This window comes from Pantoea dispersa, assembly GCF_035783935.1.
In the GTDB taxonomy this organism is placed as follows: Bacteria; Pseudomonadota; Gammaproteobacteria; order Enterobacterales; family Enterobacteriaceae; genus Pantoea; species Pantoea dispersa_C.
Window position 1 is genome coordinate 834,509 of the sequence record NZ_JALKOV010000001.1, and the last position, 14,461, is coordinate 848,969.

Annotated in this window: 14 protein-coding genes; 5 read left to right on the forward strand and 9 right to left on the reverse strand. The window is 61.0% G+C overall.

Annotation, left to right across the window (positions count from 1 at the left end; translation table 11 throughout):
• Window positions 1-54: 54 nt before the first annotated feature.
• A complete protein-coding gene (hpxO, locus tag MXF20_RS04090) occupies window positions 55-1,212 on the reverse strand; it encodes an FAD-dependent urate hydroxylase HpxO (protein WP_325967771.1) in 1,158 nt (385 codons plus the stop codon).
• Window positions 1,213-1,460: 248 nt separating this feature from the next.
• Here hpxO and MXF20_RS04095 point away from each other — a divergent pair, with 248 nt between their 5' ends.
• Window positions 1,461-1,703 carry a hypothetical protein gene (locus MXF20_RS04095; RefSeq protein ID WP_325967772.1) on the forward strand — a complete coding sequence of 81 codons (243 nt, stop codon included), beginning with the start codon at window positions 1,461-1,463 and terminating at the stop codon, window positions 1,701-1,703.
• A gap of 5 nt (window positions 1,704-1,708) precedes the next feature.
• Here the strand turns inward: MXF20_RS04095 and MXF20_RS04100 are convergent, their stop codons facing one another.
• The 5 genes from MXF20_RS04100 to MXF20_RS04120 form a co-directional block, all read right to left on the reverse strand.
• On the reverse strand, window positions 1,709-2,215 hold the full coding sequence (locus MXF20_RS04100; protein WP_325967773.1) for an RES family NAD+ phosphorylase: 507 nt from the start codon (window positions 2,213-2,215) through the stop codon (window positions 1,709-1,711).
• Window positions 2,215-2,697: an antitoxin Xre/MbcA/ParS toxin-binding domain-containing protein gene (locus MXF20_RS04105; protein ID WP_325967774.1), complete on the reverse strand. Its 483-nt coding sequence runs from the start codon at window positions 2,695-2,697 to the stop codon at window positions 2,215-2,217. Before MXF20_RS04105 ends, MXF20_RS04100 begins: the two co-directional genes overlap by 1 nt.
• A 95-nt stretch (window positions 2,698-2,792) precedes the next feature.
• Complete coding sequence (locus tag MXF20_RS04110; RefSeq protein ID WP_325967775.1) at window positions 2,793-4,280, reverse strand: FGGY-family carbohydrate kinase; 1,488 nt, start codon at window positions 4,278-4,280, stop codon at window positions 2,793-2,795.
• 58 nt (window positions 4,281-4,338) lie between these two features.
• Window positions 4,339-5,178, reverse strand: a complete 840-nt coding sequence (locus tag MXF20_RS04115; RefSeq protein WP_325967776.1) for an aldolase — start codon at window positions 5,176-5,178, stop codon at window positions 4,339-4,341.
• A complete protein-coding gene (locus MXF20_RS04120) occupies window positions 5,162-6,916 on the reverse strand; it encodes a glycerol-3-phosphate dehydrogenase/oxidase (RefSeq protein WP_325967777.1) in 1,755 nt (584 codons plus the stop codon). The genes MXF20_RS04115 and MXF20_RS04120 overlap by 17 nt, the downstream gene beginning before the upstream one ends.
• A 184-nt stretch (window positions 6,917-7,100) precedes the next feature.
• Between MXF20_RS04120 and ampC the strand changes: the two genes are divergently transcribed.
• The 4 genes from ampC to MXF20_RS04140 all read left to right on the forward strand — a co-directional run bounded on the left by ampC (window position 7,101) and on the right by MXF20_RS04140 (window position 10,964).
• A complete protein-coding gene (ampC, locus tag MXF20_RS04125) occupies window positions 7,101-8,231 on the forward strand; it encodes a class C beta-lactamase (protein WP_325967778.1) in 1,131 nt (376 codons plus the stop codon).
• Window positions 8,228-8,677 (forward strand): GNAT family N-acetyltransferase, encoded by a 450-nt coding sequence (locus tag MXF20_RS04130; protein WP_325967779.1) that lies wholly within the window; start codon window positions 8,228-8,230, stop codon window positions 8,675-8,677. Before ampC ends, MXF20_RS04130 begins: the two co-directional genes overlap by 4 nt.
• 242 nt (window positions 8,678-8,919) lie before the next feature.
• Complete coding sequence (locus MXF20_RS04135) at window positions 8,920-10,182, forward strand: DUF1479 domain-containing protein (protein WP_325967780.1); 1,263 nt, start codon at window positions 8,920-8,922, stop codon at window positions 10,180-10,182.
• A 41-nt stretch (window positions 10,183-10,223) separates the two neighbouring features.
• Complete coding sequence (locus tag MXF20_RS04140) at window positions 10,224-10,964, forward strand: DNA-binding transcriptional regulator YciT (RefSeq protein WP_325967781.1); 741 nt, start codon at window positions 10,224-10,226, stop codon at window positions 10,962-10,964.
• Between the two features lie 6 nt (window positions 10,965-10,970).
• Here the strand turns inward: MXF20_RS04140 and MXF20_RS04145 are convergent, their stop codons facing one another.
• Genes MXF20_RS04145 through MXF20_RS04155 form a run of 3 tightly spaced genes read right to left on the reverse strand, consistent with a single transcriptional unit; the run spans window position 10,971 to window position 14,458 of the window.
• Window positions 10,971-11,927 (reverse strand): sugar-binding transcriptional regulator, encoded by a 957-nt coding sequence (locus MXF20_RS04145; protein WP_325967782.1) that lies wholly within the window; start codon window positions 11,925-11,927, stop codon window positions 10,971-10,973.
• A 55-nt stretch (window positions 11,928-11,982) separates the two neighbouring features.
• Window positions 11,983-12,918: a sugar phosphate isomerase/epimerase family protein gene (locus MXF20_RS04150; RefSeq protein WP_325967783.1), complete on the reverse strand. Its 936-nt coding sequence runs from the start codon at window positions 12,916-12,918 to the stop codon at window positions 11,983-11,985.
• A gap of 10 nt (window positions 12,919-12,928) precedes the next feature.
• Window positions 12,929-14,458, reverse strand: a complete 1,530-nt coding sequence (locus tag MXF20_RS04155; protein WP_325967784.1) for a glycerol-3-phosphate dehydrogenase — start codon at window positions 14,456-14,458, stop codon at window positions 12,929-12,931.
• Window positions 14,459-14,461 lie beyond the last annotated feature (3 nt).

Below are 14,461 nucleotides of genomic sequence, written 5' to 3' on the forward strand. Positions count from 1 at the left end.
CGTAAATGCGGCCAGCCAGATGTGCAGGGTGCGCGCTGGCTGGCTACGTAGCGCTTATCCCAGCGGACCGCCTTCAATGGTGTCGCACATGCCGGCCAGCACGCGCTCGCCGGTTTCCTCTTTCAGTCCGGCATACCATTCGGCGGTGACCGCCGCATCTTTGGCGTGCGTCACATCACAACGCTTGCGCGCTTTCAGCACCAGATCGCGGGTGCGCCCGACGCGGCGCGCTTCATAGCGCAGCAGCCCGTCTTCAATGCCCAGCGAATGGGCGGCCAGGGTTTGTGCCAGCACCACCGCATCTTCCATCGCCGCGCAACCGCCCTGGCCAATATCCGGCGTAGTGCTGTGCGCCGCATCGCCCAGTAGCGCCACACGTCCTTTAACAAAGCGGCTGAAGGGTTCGATATCATGAATCTCGACGCGATTGGTGGTCTGCGCATCAATGCTGTCAATCAGGCGCTGAACCGGTGCGGCCCAGCCAGCAAAATAGCCGCGCAGATCGTCTTTCAACGTCGCGCGATCTTCCGCCAGCCCTTTCGGCAGCGGCACATCAAAGAAGAAGTAAAAGCGGTTACCGCTCACCGGCATCAGCGAGACGCGCTTGCCTTCGCCGACAAAGGTGGTCCACTGGTCGGCGGGCGCGATGCTCTCATCGATAGTGACCAGGCCATTCCAGTTGACGTAGCCCGCGTAGCGGCGCTCAACGTGTTCACCCAGTACGTGATGGCGAATCACCGAGTGAGTCCCGTCGGCGGCCACCATGAAATCCCCTTCAGCCTGGCTGCCGTCATCAAACCAGGCGGTCACGCCGCTGGCATGCTGCTCGACCCGCGTGACGCGTTTGCCAAAGCTAATGCGCGCGCGGCCGTAGCTGTCGATCAGCAGCGCCTGTAATTCCGCGCGTGCGACCGGATAGGGATATTCACCGACCTGCTGCACCAGCGGTGACAGGCTGAAGCGGGTCAGGGTGCTGCCGCTGTGGCCGTCGTTATAGGCCATAAACGCCATATTGCCGCCGAGCGCGCGCAGCGGCGCCTTCAGGCCCAGCGCATTGAGGCATTTCACGCCGTTCGGCCAGATGGAAATGGCGGCGCCCACCGGTTTCATCTCTTTGACCGCCTCGTACACCGCGGTGCTGAAACCCGCTTTTTCCAGCGCCAGCGCCGCGCTCATGCCGCCGATACCCGCTCCAATCACAATCGCTTTCATTACTGTCTCCTTTACTGTGCACATAAATCCCTGCAACTTTTGTACCAGCTTGCAGTGGCAAGGTGAGAGTGATTTAAGATATTGAAAATAATGATTTCTGTTCTGATTGGCTCAGGCGCTGCTTCAGCAATAGGCGCAGGGGCTGCACCTTAACAGGGCATCACAGCGTGGCAGATGAACCAAAGGTTTCAGGCTGGCAATCATCCGCCCAGCATTCATACTCTATCCATTCAACCTGCGAGGACCGAATGATGAAGTGGATGATGATGTTATTGCTGCTGGGCAGCCTGAGTGCTGCGGCGCAAACGACGTGGCAGCCGGAGAGAAAAGGGGATGTGCCGCAGCTCACGCCGGTTGCGGCGAAGTGTGATGTCTCTTCCTGTCAGCAGAACTGCTATGTGCAGCAGTCTCAGTGCAAAAATGACAACGGCGGCGGCTGTGGCTCGCTGGCACAAATTTGCGTACAAAACTGTGCCAGCCAGTGTCGCTAGAGCGTTTACGGATCGTCTTTGATGCGGCGATCGATGGCAAAGGGCGCTGAGGTCGCCTGAGCAATCAGCGCGGCAGCGGCCGGGTGATCGGGGTTAAACAGCGCGTTATCCTCACCGGTGAGGATGCTCGGCACCGTCATCAGCAGGGGAAAGCCGTTATGCAGATCGAGAAACGCCGCGCCGATGGCCTGCGTCTCCTCCTGCTGTTGATATTTTTCCCAGCCGGCTGGCAGTTTACTGCTGTCGAGGGCGATGATATCGGACTCCGGCACCGGCAGGGCAAACACCACAAAACGGCTCTGCTCCAGCAAGGTTTTTCCGGCGTGCACCACCAGTTCCAGCATCGCCAGCGCTTTCGAGCTGCTGAGGTAAACCGCTTTCATCCCGGGCGGATTCCAGCGGCCACCCCATTTTTCTGCGCCAGCACCGTTAAACGCCTGGCTGGCGTACTCCGCTTTAACAATACGATAAAACACCCTGACGGGCGCGGCCGGATCCTTCCGTCGTGTCATCAGACAATCACTCCGTGCTCCAGGCGGCCAATCAGCGTCAGCACCGCATCACAGCCGGCGGGCGTGCTCAGCATGTTGATGGGCTGCGCATTGTCGAGCGCCAGCGCGGGCTGATACATCCAGTGCATCGCCACTTCCGGATCGCCGGCAAAAAGCTGGATCACCGCATCCAGCACTTCAAACACCTGATAGATGCGCGCGCCCTGTTCAACGGAGAGCTGCGATCCGGACTTCTCGCGACGGCGGTAGGTGTTACGGTCAATCGAAACCATTTGCGCGATATCGATCGGCGTGGCTTTCAGGATGGTGGCGGCACGTTCAACAATGCCGACATCCATGCCGTCGGTGATCAGTTTATGCGCCTTGAGCCGGTTACGCGGCAGCCCCATCTGGTCCATAAAAGAGGGCCGGGCGTGCGGAATCAGCGATGGATCGAAGACGCGCGATCCGCTGGCGGGGTTAAAAGCCGATGCTGTTGACATCACAACCTCCTGATAATGTTCAGATGAACATTTTTATGCATCAAGTGTACCGCATTTCCCCGCCGGTGTCATGGTTTGTTCGCGCCGCGCCGCGGTTAACTGGCGCTGCGCCAGATGTCACTCATTGCCTGTTCGAGTTTTTTAAACAGCCGGTAGCGCGGCGCGTGAAACGCCTGGCGCGCCGCGCGGGGCTGCAGCGCCTCCGGCGCAAGAGTGACCGCCTGCTGTGCGGCGGCGGCCAGATTCGGCCACTGGCCGACGCCAACGCCCGCACACAGCGCGGCACCGAGCGCACCGGTTTCATGGCAGGTGGCGACACGAATCGGTATCCCCAGCACATCGGCAAACATCTGCGGCCAGACACTGCTGCGCGTCGCGCCGCCGGAGAGCGTGGCCTGGTCGACCGTAATGCCCGCCGCGCGCAGCCGGTCGATGTGCGCCCGGTGGGCAAAGGTTACGCCTTCGAACAGCGCAAACAGCATGTCAGCGCGCGTGTGCCAGCCGCCGAGGCCGTAGAAGCCCGCTTTGGCCGGCTCGGATTTTCGTCCTGAATAGAGGTAAGGGTGATACAGCGGCAGCTGAGCATCAGGCTGCACCTGCGCCACGCTGTCGCTGCTGCGCGCCGCGCCCAGGCCGGTGCGGCCATCGTCAAATTCGCGCAGGAACCAGTCGAGATTGGCCGCAGAGGTCGCGCTGGCCTCGATCGCCATGTAGCGGTCATGTTCGATGATGGAATTCATAAATACCGGGCGCAGATAGTCGGGTTTGTCGACCACCACCTGATTGATGCTCCAGGTACCGGCAACGATGGAGGCGTCACCGCAGTTCACCACGCCCGAACCCACCGCGCTGGCAACCACATCAAACATGCCGGCCACCACCGGAATGCCGGCGGGTAAACCAGTGAGCTGTGCTGCCTGAGCGGTGACAACGCCGGTAACCTCACAGGATTCCCGCAGCGGTGGCAGCAGGGCGAGCGCTTCTTCGATACCGTACAGCGCCAGTAAGTCGCGGCTGTAGCCGCGCCGGCGATAATCGATCAGCCCGGCACCGGCGGCATCTGAGAAGTCTGCGCTGACGTTACCGCACAGAAAATGGGCGATGACATCTTTGGCACACAGCAGATGGCCGATCTGCGCCCAGCGTTCCGGCTGATGCTGACGCATCCAGCTGATCAGCACCGGCGTGGCGGCGGGCCACGGTTTTTGCAACGACAGCGCGTAAATCTGCTGCGCCGCACCGCTGGCCTCCAGCGCCTGCACCGTGGTGCTGGCGCGATGATCAATCGACTGGATACCAAACAGCGGGCGCTGCTGACGGTCCAGTGCATACAACCCGTTACCGTGTCCGGCGGCCCCGACGGCAATCACATCGCTGCCACGCGTGCCGGCCTGTTGCAGGCAGCGACTCACCGCATTGCTGACGCCGCGCCAGATATCTTCTACTGGCCGTTCAGCATAGCCTTCCTGCGGCTGCTGCGTTTCACCGGCGCACTCCGCTACCGACAGCACGCGGCCGCTCAGGTCAAACAGCACCGCTTTGATCATGGTATTTCCGGCATCAATGCCGAGAATCTGGCTCATATCCGACTCCGTTGCAGGCGAAGACGGCGCACCGCGTAAGCGCCGGTGCAGGTGAAGCTTAACCCTGCTGGTAGATGTCGAGCGCGTCCGCGCCACTGGCACCCTGATGAATAATCGCCATCAGCGCTTTCACCACGCGCGACGGATTATCGTGCTGATAGACATTACGGCCGTACACCATGCCGCTGGCGCCCTGCGCCATCAGCGCAGCGCTTTTCGCCAGCACCGCGCCCAGTTCCCCTTTGCCGCCACCGCGCACCAGCGTCGGACAGCGCGCCGCCTCCACCACGCGATGGAAATCTTCTGTGTTATCGGTGGGATCGGCTTTGATGATGTCCGCACCCAGTTCTCTGGCTAACCGCACCAGCGGCACGATTTGTCTGACGTCACCGAGCGAGCCGTACGCCGCGCCCTGGCCGGCCGGGGCCATCACCAGCGGTTCGACCATCAGCGGCATGGCATAGCGATCGCAGGCCTGGCGCAGGCGGCCAATGTTCTCCACGCACATGCGAAAAATGCCCGGTTCATCCGGGATCTGGTAGAGATTGACCACCACGGCGGCGGCATCCATTTGCAGCGCCGCAAGAATCGGTGCTTCAGGATTGTGCAGCACCGCCCACATCTCGCGATGGCGCGCCGCGTTATAGGCATTGCCGACGTCGGTGCGCATTACCAGCGCCGGTTTACGGCCGGCAACGCGCTGCAGCAGATCGGCCTGCCCGTAATTGACCTGGATCGCATCCGGCTGTGCGGCAATCAGGTTGCGCATCACGCTTTCAATATCTTCCAGCCCCAGCAGAAAGTCGGGTTCGTTGGCGATGCCGTGGTCGATCGCCACATCCAGACATTTGCCGTGGTGAAAAAGCCGGTTAAGGCGAACTTTAGGGGTGAGTGACATCCTGACCTTCCTCCTGTGAAAACGCGGATGCGAGCGCGTGCAGCCCATGCCGCTGCGCGAGGCTGAGGGCGCTGTGCTGCAGATGCTGAATACGCTGGCTGTCCTGCCAGCCGAGGGATTCGGCCAGCAGCTGCGAAATTTCCTGCATGAGCGGCGGCGTTACTTCGCCGCAGATGGCCAGCGAGGTGCGGCGCACCAGCACATCTTCCAGCTGGCACACCTGCTCATGCGCAATCAGATAGCGCAGTTCGGTGGCGCTGTAACCGGCATGATGCTGTAACGGCTGTTCGCCGTGCTGCTGAATCTGCTGCAGCAGCGGCAGGGCACGGCTGCCGTAGCGTTTGGCTAACTGGGTGACGCGCGCCAGCGGAAGATCATAGTGCTGCGCCAGCTGACTGAACCAGGCGGGCTGCGCGGCAGGTGCCGGAAAATCCCGACCGCCGCCAATCGGCAGATCGCTGCTGGAGACGCGACGCTTTTCCCCCAGCAGACGCAGCACCCGGTCGGCGGCCTCTTCACCAAAGCGGCGGAAGGTGGTCCACTTACCGCCGACCAGACACAGCGTACTCCAGGCGCGCGTGCGATCCGGCGGCAGCATCACCAGCGAATGGTTACGCGAGATCTGGCCATTGACTTTGGCCTCGCTGGCCGGCAGCGGGCGCACGCCGCAGAAGGTGTAAACCACCGCGGATGCCGGCACCACGATGTCAGGAAACACAAAACGCAGCGAGGCCAGAATGTAATCCTGCTCTTCGGCTTCGCACACCACGCTGTCGGGATCGTCAACGCGGATATCGGTGGAGCCCACCAGCACCTTGCCGAACCACGGAAACATGATGCACACCCGGCCTTCCTGATTCTCGAAATAGACCATTTCGCCGTCCAGCATCTGCAACAGCTGCGGATGGTCGAGGATCAGGTGCGATCCTTTGGTGCCGCCGATCAGTTTGCCGGGTTGTGAGTGCGGGGCCAGCTGCTGGTTCAGCCGATCGATCCACGCGCCGCCGGCATTCACCAGCACGTGCGGCTGCAGGCTGAAGCGCTCTCCGCTCAGCGTGTCCTCCAGCAGCACTGCTTCCTCGCTGGCGCTAACCACCTGCACATAATTGAGCGCCAGCGCTTCCGGGCAGGCGCGCTCTGCATCTTCAATCAGCTCAAACCCAAGTCGCTCCGGTGCGCTGATCCACGCATCGTAATAGCTGGCGCTGTATTTCACCCAGGGCGCGAAGCCAGGCCAGCGATCGCGCGTGGCGGCTTCATTGCGCAGCTGATGGCGCGGCATGTCACCGTACTGACGGGTATAAAGATCGTAGAGGCTCAGGCCGGTTTTGATCAGCAGCGCGCCGCGCCGGGTGGGCTGGTCGCTCAGGCGCAGAAAGCGGCGCGTGGCGTTAACCAGTCCACCGCCAAGATTGTCGATTGGGACCGTGGTGCGCAGCGGTGACACATAGTGCGCGGCGTTTTTCAGCAGACGATCGCGTTCGATCACCGACTCCTTCACCAGCGCAAACTCGCCGGTCTCCAGATAGCGCAGGCCGCCGTGAATCATGCGCGACAGCGCGCCGCTGGCCGCCTGGCACCAGTCGCCTTTCTCCACCAGCAGCGCAGGAATACCCTGCAATGCCAGCTCACGAAAAGTGCTGATGCCGTTGATGCCGCCGCCGACGATCAGCACCGGCAGCGAACTGCGCGCGCGCAGGCGGCTAAGCCGTTGTTCGCGGGTCAAAACCTGTTCCATTGTCAGCTCCTTGCGATGAACGCGTAATGGTCAAAGGTATAGGAGCGCGCGCCGGAAACGGCAAATCAGGTCCTGCAGGATGTGATTTTGTTCACTTCAAACAAGAATTGTCGGGAAGCCTGGCAGGGGTAACGATATACTGCCGGTCAGACATCATGGTTAACCTGCAGGAAAAGGAATTTTCATGTTTTCATGGGCTAAATTTAGCGCTCTGGCGCTGCTGGTCAGTGGCAGTGCGCTGGCAACAACCTCACCAGACAGTATTATCAAACCGCTGATGCAGCAGTATCAGATTCCCGGTATGGCGGTGGCGATTCTGCACGACGGTAAAACCGAATTTTATAACTACGGCGTGGCATCGAAAGAGAGCGGACAGCCGATCAACGAGCAGACGCTGTTTGAAATCGGTTCGCTGAGCAAAACGTTTACCGCCACCTTAGCCAGCTATGCGGCGCAGCAGAACAAACTGAAATTCAGCGACAGCGCCAGCCAGTGGCTGCCGGAGCTGAAAGGCAGCGCTTTTGATCGCGTCTCGCTGCTCAATCTGGCGACGCACACCAGCGGCACGCCGCTGTTCGTACCGGATGAGGTGACCAATACCCGCCAGCTGATGCACTGGTATAAACAGTGGCAGCCAGCGGCACAGCCGGGCACGGTGCGCGTTTATTCCAATCTCGGTATCGGTATGCTCGGCATGATTGCGGCCAAAAGTCTGCAGCAGCCGTTCATCAGCGCGATGGAAAAGCAGCTGCTGCCGGCAATGGGTATGACCCACAGCTATGTGCAGGTGCCTGCATCGCAGATGGGGCGTTACGCGCAGGGTTATAACAAGCAGGATCGTCCGGTGCGGGTGACGCCAGGCCCGCTGGATGCGGAATCGTATGGCCTGAAATCCACCTCTGCCGATCTGATCCGCTGGCTGGCGATCCAGCTGCAGCTGCAGCCGGTTGCGCCCGCGTGGCAGCAGGCGGTAGCCGCCACGCATCAGGGCTATTACCACACCGAGGCGGCGTTCACTCAGGCGATGATGTGGGAGTATTATCCGCTGCCGGTCACCACGCAGCAGCTGGTGGACGGCAACAGCGGCGCGCGCATCATGAAGGGCATGAAAGCCACGCTGATTTCACCGCCGCAGGCTGCGCCGCAGCAGGCGTGGTACAACAAAACCGGCTCCACCAACGGATTTTCCACCTACGCGGTGTTTATCCCGTCGCAGCGGGTTGCGCTGATTATGCTGGCAAATAAGTGGTTCCCGAATGACGATCGGGTGGTGGCTGCGGAAAAAATCATCAGCAACATCGGGAAGGGCGAATGATCACCATCAGAGCGCTGCGCGCAGAAGATTTTATGCCGTGGCTGGCGCTGTGGCAGGGCTATCAGCGCTTTTATCAGACCACCATTGACGATAACACCACCGGCGAGAGCTTTCGCCGCTTGCTGTCCCGCGCAGAACCCATGCACTGTCTGGTGGCCGAGCAGGACGGCGCGATGGTCGGGCTGGTGCATTTTCTTACCCATCGCTCCACCTGGACTCAGGGCGACTACTGCTATTTGCAGGATCTCTACGTCAGCGAAGCCGCGCGCGGTCTCGGTGCCGGCAAAGCGCTGATTCTGGCGGTCTATGAACAGGCGGAGAAACTGGGTTGTTCGCGCGTTTACTGGCTGACGCAGGCGTCTAATAGCCACGCGCAGGCGCTGTATGACCGGCTGGCGCAACAAACCGACTTTGTGCAGTACCGTCATTTACTTGATCAGGCGTGATTTTCCTGCGGGTCGCCAGGGATGGCGATCCAACGTGTCTGCTTAACCTGCACCCGCAATCCCACTTTTTTTGTTTCCACTCTTCCTCCCGGCTCACTTTCAAACGAAAACCACGGCAAAAAATAAGTGTGACCTGTCTCGCTCTTCTTTGCATGTGTGCTGTCTTTTTGTTCGCCTGATGTTATGAATGAATGCGTGATGTGTTTCGAATGAAACTAAAGCGTAAACGAACGGAGAGCGAGATGGACACGACTTTTACTTCAGAACAACAACCCGACGATTTTAAACAGCACGTTCGCCTGATGAAGCGTGTACTGAGAGCGCAGATCGGTGATGTCGAAGGTCTGTTTGAACAGGTCAGAAGCAAGATCGTCAGTGAAATCGCCGCCGCACGCGCCGAAGAGAAGCAGCACGGCACGGCGTGGCCACAGGTCAGCTTCGCGGATCTGGCGGCCGGACGTATCAGCGAGCAGACCAGAGATCACATCCGCCGCCGCGGCTGCGTGGTGGTGAAGCAAACCTTCAGCCGCGAGCAGGCGCTGGCGTGGGATGCAGACATGCTCAACTACCTCGACGACAACGACTTTGACCGCGTCTATCAGGGGCCGGGCGACAACTTTTTTGGCAACCTCGACGCCTCGCGGCCGGAGATCTATCCCATCTACTGGAGCGATGCGCAGATGTCGGCCCGCCAGAGCGAGGCCATGGCGCAAACCCAGGCGTTCCTCAATCGCCTGTGGAAATTCGAATCCGCCGGCACGCGCTGGTTTGATCCCGATGTGAGCATTATCTATCCGGATCGCATCCGCCGCCGGCTGCCGGGCACCACTTCCAAAGGGCTGGGCGCGCATACGGATTCCGGCGCGCTGGAGCGCTGGCTGTTACCGGCCTATCAGCAGGTGTTCAGCAAGATCTTTTCTAACCAGTTTGATCAGTACGATCCGTGGGATGCGGCGCACCGCACGGCCGTGCAGGAGTATCAGTCTGGCACCACCACCAAATGTTCGGTGTTCCGCACCTTCCAGGGCTGGACCGCGCTGTCCGACATGCAGCCTGGCCAGGGATTGCTGCACGTGGTGCCGGTACCGGAAGCGATGGCCTATCTGCTGCTGCGTCCGTTACTGAAGGATGTGCCGGAGGATGAACTGTGCGGCGTAGCGCCGGGCAAGGTACTGCCGGTATCCGAGCGCTGGCATCCGGAATTGATCGCCGGTCTGTGTTCCATTCCGGCGCTGCAGGCGGGCGATTCGGTGTGGTGGCACTGCGACGTGATTCACGCCGTGGCGCCGGTAGAAAATCAGCAGGGCTGGGGCAACGTGATGTACATTCCCGCCGCGCCGATGTGCGACAAAAACGCCGACTATGCGCAGCAGGTGGCACAGGCGCTGGCGACCGGTGTCTCGCCGGGCGATTTTCCCAGAGAGGATTATGAAGCCAGCTGGCGCGGGCGCTTTACGCCACAGGATCTGAATGAAAACGGCCGGCGCAGTCTGGGAATGGCGTGATTTCTGCTAAGCTGGGCAAAAACTTTTTCACAGCAGGTTCTATGAACGCACGGCATCAGCACATTATTCAACTGGTCAGCGAGCGCGGCAGCGTCAGCGTCAGCGAGCTGGCGCACACCACCGGCGTTTCGGAAGTCACGGTGCGTCAGGATCTGAATGTGCTGGAGAAGGGCGGCTTTCTGCGCCGCGTGCACGGTTCCGCCGTGGCGGCGGAGAGTGATGATGTCGGCGCGCGCATGCAAACCCGCTTTGCGGTGAAAAAGCGTCTGGCGGAGTACGCTGCCGCGCTGGTTAATCCTGGCGAAACGGTGTTTATCGAAGGCGGTAGCACCAATGCGCTGCTGGCGCGAGAGCTCAGCCATCGTCAGGACATCACCATCATTACCGTCAGCCATTACATCGCCGGACTGCTGCGCGAGCAGGGCGGCGATGTGATTATCCTTGGTGGGCTGTTTCAGAAAAGCAGTGAGTCGGTGGTTGGGCCATTAACGCGGCTGTGCATTCAGCATCTCAACTTCCATAAGGCGTTTATTGGCATTGACGGCTGGGATGAAGCGACCGGCTTCACCAGCCGCGACATGCTGCGCTGCGATGTGGTGAACGCCATCATGGAAAAGCCGACGCACACCATCGCGCTCACCGACTCCTCCAAATTTGGCCAGATTCATCCCTATGCGCTGGAACCGCTACAGCCGTTTAAGCAGGTGATCACCGACGCAGAACTCGCCGCCAGCTGGCAGCAGCAGCTGCGTGCGCAGGCGGTGCAGCTGAGTCTGGTCTAACCTGATTCATACGCTGAGCAGCGCCTGCGCCGTCAGCTCGTCGGTGATCAAACCGGTGACGAGTCCGCTGGCCAGCACCGCGCGGATCGCCGCCACTTTGCTCGGCCCGCCGGTCAGCGCGACGATCTCCGCGCGCTGGGCCAGATCCAGCGGCACCGACAGCGTGCGCGCGGTCAGTGAGTTATGGATCATCTGCCCGTCGGCGGCAAAAAAGTGCCCCAGCAGTTCACCCACCGCGCCGGCATCCGACAGGGCGCGGATCTCGGCTTCATCGATCATCCCGGCTTCCACCAGCTGAGCGGCCGGTTCCACGGTGCCAATGCCCACCAGCTTCACTTCACTGTGGGCGGCCATGCTAAACACCTCACTGACGCCGCGCTGCGCCAGCAGCACATCGCGATCCTCTTCGGTATTGGCAAAAAACGGCACCGGCATCATGTAGGCCTGCGCGCCGGTTTTTTCAGCGATGCGGTGCATCACGTCATGCGGATTGAGCGCATAGTTGCGCGTCAGGCAGCCGAGCAGTGAGACAAAGCGCAGCTGCGGCGCGTCGATGCGCGCCAGCTGGTGAATTGCTGCCGACAGCGTGCGACCGTGGCCGAGACCGAGCGTGATCGCCGGCGTGGAGGCCAGCAGATTACGCAGATAATCAGCACCGGCCATGCCCAGCGCGCGCACCGGCAGGCCTTCTTCACCAAGATCGGGCGCCACGTGACAAAAATTGAGGCCAAAGCGGCTGCGTAACTGCTCTTCCAGCGTTACGCAGGCGACGATAGCGCCGTCGATGCTGACTTTCACTGCGCCTTCGGCCACCATGCGCGCAATCAGGCGATGGGTTTTCACCGACGGCAGCCCCAGCCGTTTCGCCACTTCAGCCTGCGTCAGGCCGCCGACATAGTGCAGCCAGGCCGCGCGCAGGGCCAGGGAGTCATCGCGTTCAGCGGAAGTCGGTGCGGATTTCATCGGATTGTCCCTGTCAGGTTGAGGGATGCTGGCAACGTCGCGCATCCCGTTATGCTTACGCCAGATGCAAATCCTGCACCCCGGTATCAATATGATCGGCCCAGAACGCCACGCTTTCGGCAATTTCCGCCACCACGTTACTGTCGGTGGGTTCGCGCTCTTTAAAGCTCAGCTCAAGGCAAATCTCGTTATCCTGCGCGCCGCCGCGCGCCAGCGCCTCAAGCAGTGGCTGCGGCTGGATGCGACCGCCGGCATTGTACTGCAATGTAAACGGCCTGTGGCCGCCTTTATCCATCATGCTCTGCTTAATATGAATGATGGGTGAAAAGCGCGGCACGGCTTCAGCCCAGGCGTAAGGGTCGTAGTCGCGCGGATCGGCCGAGGTGACATCACCATGATCGATATCCGCCATCATCCACATCGGCAGGGCAAAATTCGCCGCGCTCAGCCGCTGCTGCAGCGCCATACAGGCGGGAATGGTTTCGCCAAATTCACGCCCGACGCTCATCGGTTCCCAGAACAGATAACGCAGACCGGCCGCTTTGGCGTGTTCCGCCACTTCCGCCCAGCAGTCGATGGCGATTTCAATCAGCGCTTCACGCCGCGTCGCATCGTTAAAATCCCGCTGGGTGAAGATGGCAAACTGCGAGCCTACCGCAACGCCGCCCAGTTCTGCGGTAATGTCGGCAAAGGTTTTGAACCAGTCGATGTAGTAGCGGCGCACCGCCGCATCCGGGTGACCAAAATGGTTGAGGCGGCCATACGGGCCGGTCATGCCGGAGGTTACGCGCACGCCGGTGGCACGCAGCGCCTGCTGCATGCGGCGCGTCATGTGGCTGAGGATGGCAGCGGGCCAGCCGGGATTGATAAATTCATGCGTCAGCTGCAGATCGCGAATGCGGATCTGCTGCGCCACGGTGAGAATCAGATCGCCGGGATCGGCGAAGCGGTTCACCAGCGGATTGGTATTCAGCGAAAGCGTTAATGGCATGCGGCACCTCTCAGCCAGCGTGGGCGCGCAGCGGCGCGGCAGGGTGGAAAGTCTGTTCGAACCACTGGCTGAACGCGGTGCGCTGTGCAGCGCTCAGGTGCAGCTGATGTTTGGTGCGACGCCACAGGATATCTTCCGGCTGCTGCGCCCATTCGTACTGCACCAGATAGCGCACCTCGGCCTCGTACAGCTGGCCGCCAAAATGTTCACCGAGATCGCTCAGCGCGCTGGCGGTGCCCAGCAGCGTGCTCATCCGCGCACCGTACAGTCGCGCATAGTGCTTGCGCAGCGGCTGCGGCAGCCACGGCCAGCGCGTTTTGACCTCTTCCAGGAAACTGTCGAAATCGGCGTGGGCGATCTCACCGCCTGGCAGCGTGGCGCTGCGCGTCCAGTCGGTGCCCATGGTGGGGAAAAACGGCGCCAGCTGTTGCAGCGCATGTTCGGCCAGCTTACGGAAGGTGGTGATCTTACCGCCGAACACATGCAGCAGCGGTGCATCCTGCTGGTTATCGAGCTCAAACACGTAGTCACGCGTGACCGCCGACGGATTACCTTTGCCATCGTCAAACAGCGGGCGCACGCCGGAGAAACGGGTAATCACATCGCTGGCGCGCAGTTTGACCTTGAAGTAGCGATTCACCACGTCAATCAGATACTGCTGCTCGCTGTCATCTGCGCTGACATCTTCCGCTTTGCCCTGCCACGGAATATCGGTGGTGCCGATTAGCGCTTTATCACCTTCATAAGGATTGATAAAAATCACCCGCTTGTCGGTGTTTTGCACCAGATAGGCCTGCTGGCCTTCCCAGAATTTCGGCACGATGATGTGCGAACCCTTTACCAGCCGCACGCTGCGCTGGCTTTTGGTGTGGCTGACCTGATTAACGATATCCAGCACCCACGGCCCGGCAGCATTGACCAGCGCGCGGGCGAACACTATGCGCTGTGCGCCGCTGGCCTGATCCTGCAGGGTAATCTGCCATTTGCCCGCCAGGCGCTGCGCTGCCACGCAGCGGGTGCGCGGCAGAATAGTGGCACCGCGCTCGGCGGCATCGAGTGCATTGAGCGTCACCAGCCGGGCATCGTCCACCCAGCAATCGGAATACTCAAAGCCCTTCTGGTAGCTGTCCAGCAGTGGCGCGCCTTCAGGGTCGCGCGTCAGATCGAGCACGCGCGTACCCGGCAGTTTTTTGCGTCCGCCAAGGTGGTCATACAGAAACAGGCCGAGCCGCACCAGCCACGCCGGGCGATCGGACGGGCTGTGCGGCAGGACAAAGCGCATCGGCCAGATGATATGCGGCGCGGCATTGAGCAGCACCTCGCGTTCAATCAGCGCCTCACGCACCAGGCGGAATTCGTAATACTCCAGATAGCGCAGGCCGCCGTGCACCAGCTTGCCGGAGCGCGAGGAGGTCCCTGCGGCGAGATCGTCTTTTTCACACATCATCACCGACAGCCCGCGCCCGGCGGCATCGCGCGCGATACCGGCACCGTTGATGCCGCCGCCGATCACAAACAGATCCAACGTGTTGTCACTCATGCG

What these genes read in the sequence shown, in the direction of transcription:
- MXF20_RS04135 (WP_325967780.1), top strand. Translation starts at nt 8,920, where the DNA reads ATGGACACGACTTTTACTTCAGAACAACAACCCGACGATTTTAAACAG.
- MXF20_RS04120 (WP_325967777.1), bottom strand. Translation starts at nt 6,916, where the DNA reads ATGGAACAGGTTTTGACCCGCGAACAACGGCTTAGCCGCCTGCGCGCG.
- MXF20_RS04130 (WP_325967779.1), top strand. Translation starts at nt 8,228, where the DNA reads ATGATCACCATCAGAGCGCTGCGCGCAGAAGATTTTATGCCGTGGCTG.
- MXF20_RS04150 (WP_325967783.1), bottom strand. Translation starts at nt 12,918, where the DNA reads ATGCCATTAACGCTTTCGCTGAATACCAATCCGCTGGTGAACCGCTTC.
- MXF20_RS04095 (WP_325967772.1), top strand. Translation starts at nt 1,461, where the DNA reads ATGATGAAGTGGATGATGATGTTATTGCTGCTGGGCAGCCTGAGTGCT.
- MXF20_RS04115 (WP_325967776.1), bottom strand. Translation starts at nt 5,178, where the DNA reads ATGTCACTCACCCCTAAAGTTCGCCTTAACCGGCTTTTTCACCACGGC.
- MXF20_RS04155 (WP_325967784.1), bottom strand. Translation starts at nt 14,458, where the DNA reads ATGAGTGACAACACGTTGGATCTGTTTGTGATCGGCGGCGGCATCAAC.
- MXF20_RS04100 (WP_325967773.1), bottom strand. Translation starts at nt 2,215, where the DNA reads ATGACACGACGGAAGGATCCGGCCGCGCCCGTCAGGGTGTTTTATCGT.
- ampC (WP_325967778.1), top strand. Translation starts at nt 7,101, where the DNA reads ATGTTTTCATGGGCTAAATTTAGCGCTCTGGCGCTGCTGGTCAGTGGC.
- MXF20_RS04105 (WP_325967774.1), bottom strand. Translation starts at nt 2,697, where the DNA reads ATGTCAACAGCATCGGCTTTTAACCCCGCCAGCGGATCGCGCGTCTTC.
- MXF20_RS04140 (WP_325967781.1), top strand. Translation starts at nt 10,224, where the DNA reads ATGAACGCACGGCATCAGCACATTATTCAACTGGTCAGCGAGCGCGGC.
- MXF20_RS04110 (WP_325967775.1), bottom strand. Translation starts at nt 4,280, where the DNA reads ATGAGCCAGATTCTCGGCATTGATGCCGGAAATACCATGATCAAAGCG.
- hpxO (WP_325967771.1), bottom strand. Translation starts at nt 1,212, where the DNA reads ATGAAAGCGATTGTGATTGGAGCGGGTATCGGCGGCATGAGCGCGGCG.
- MXF20_RS04145 (WP_325967782.1), bottom strand. Translation starts at nt 11,927, where the DNA reads ATGAAATCCGCACCGACTTCCGCTGAACGCGATGACTCCCTGGCCCTG.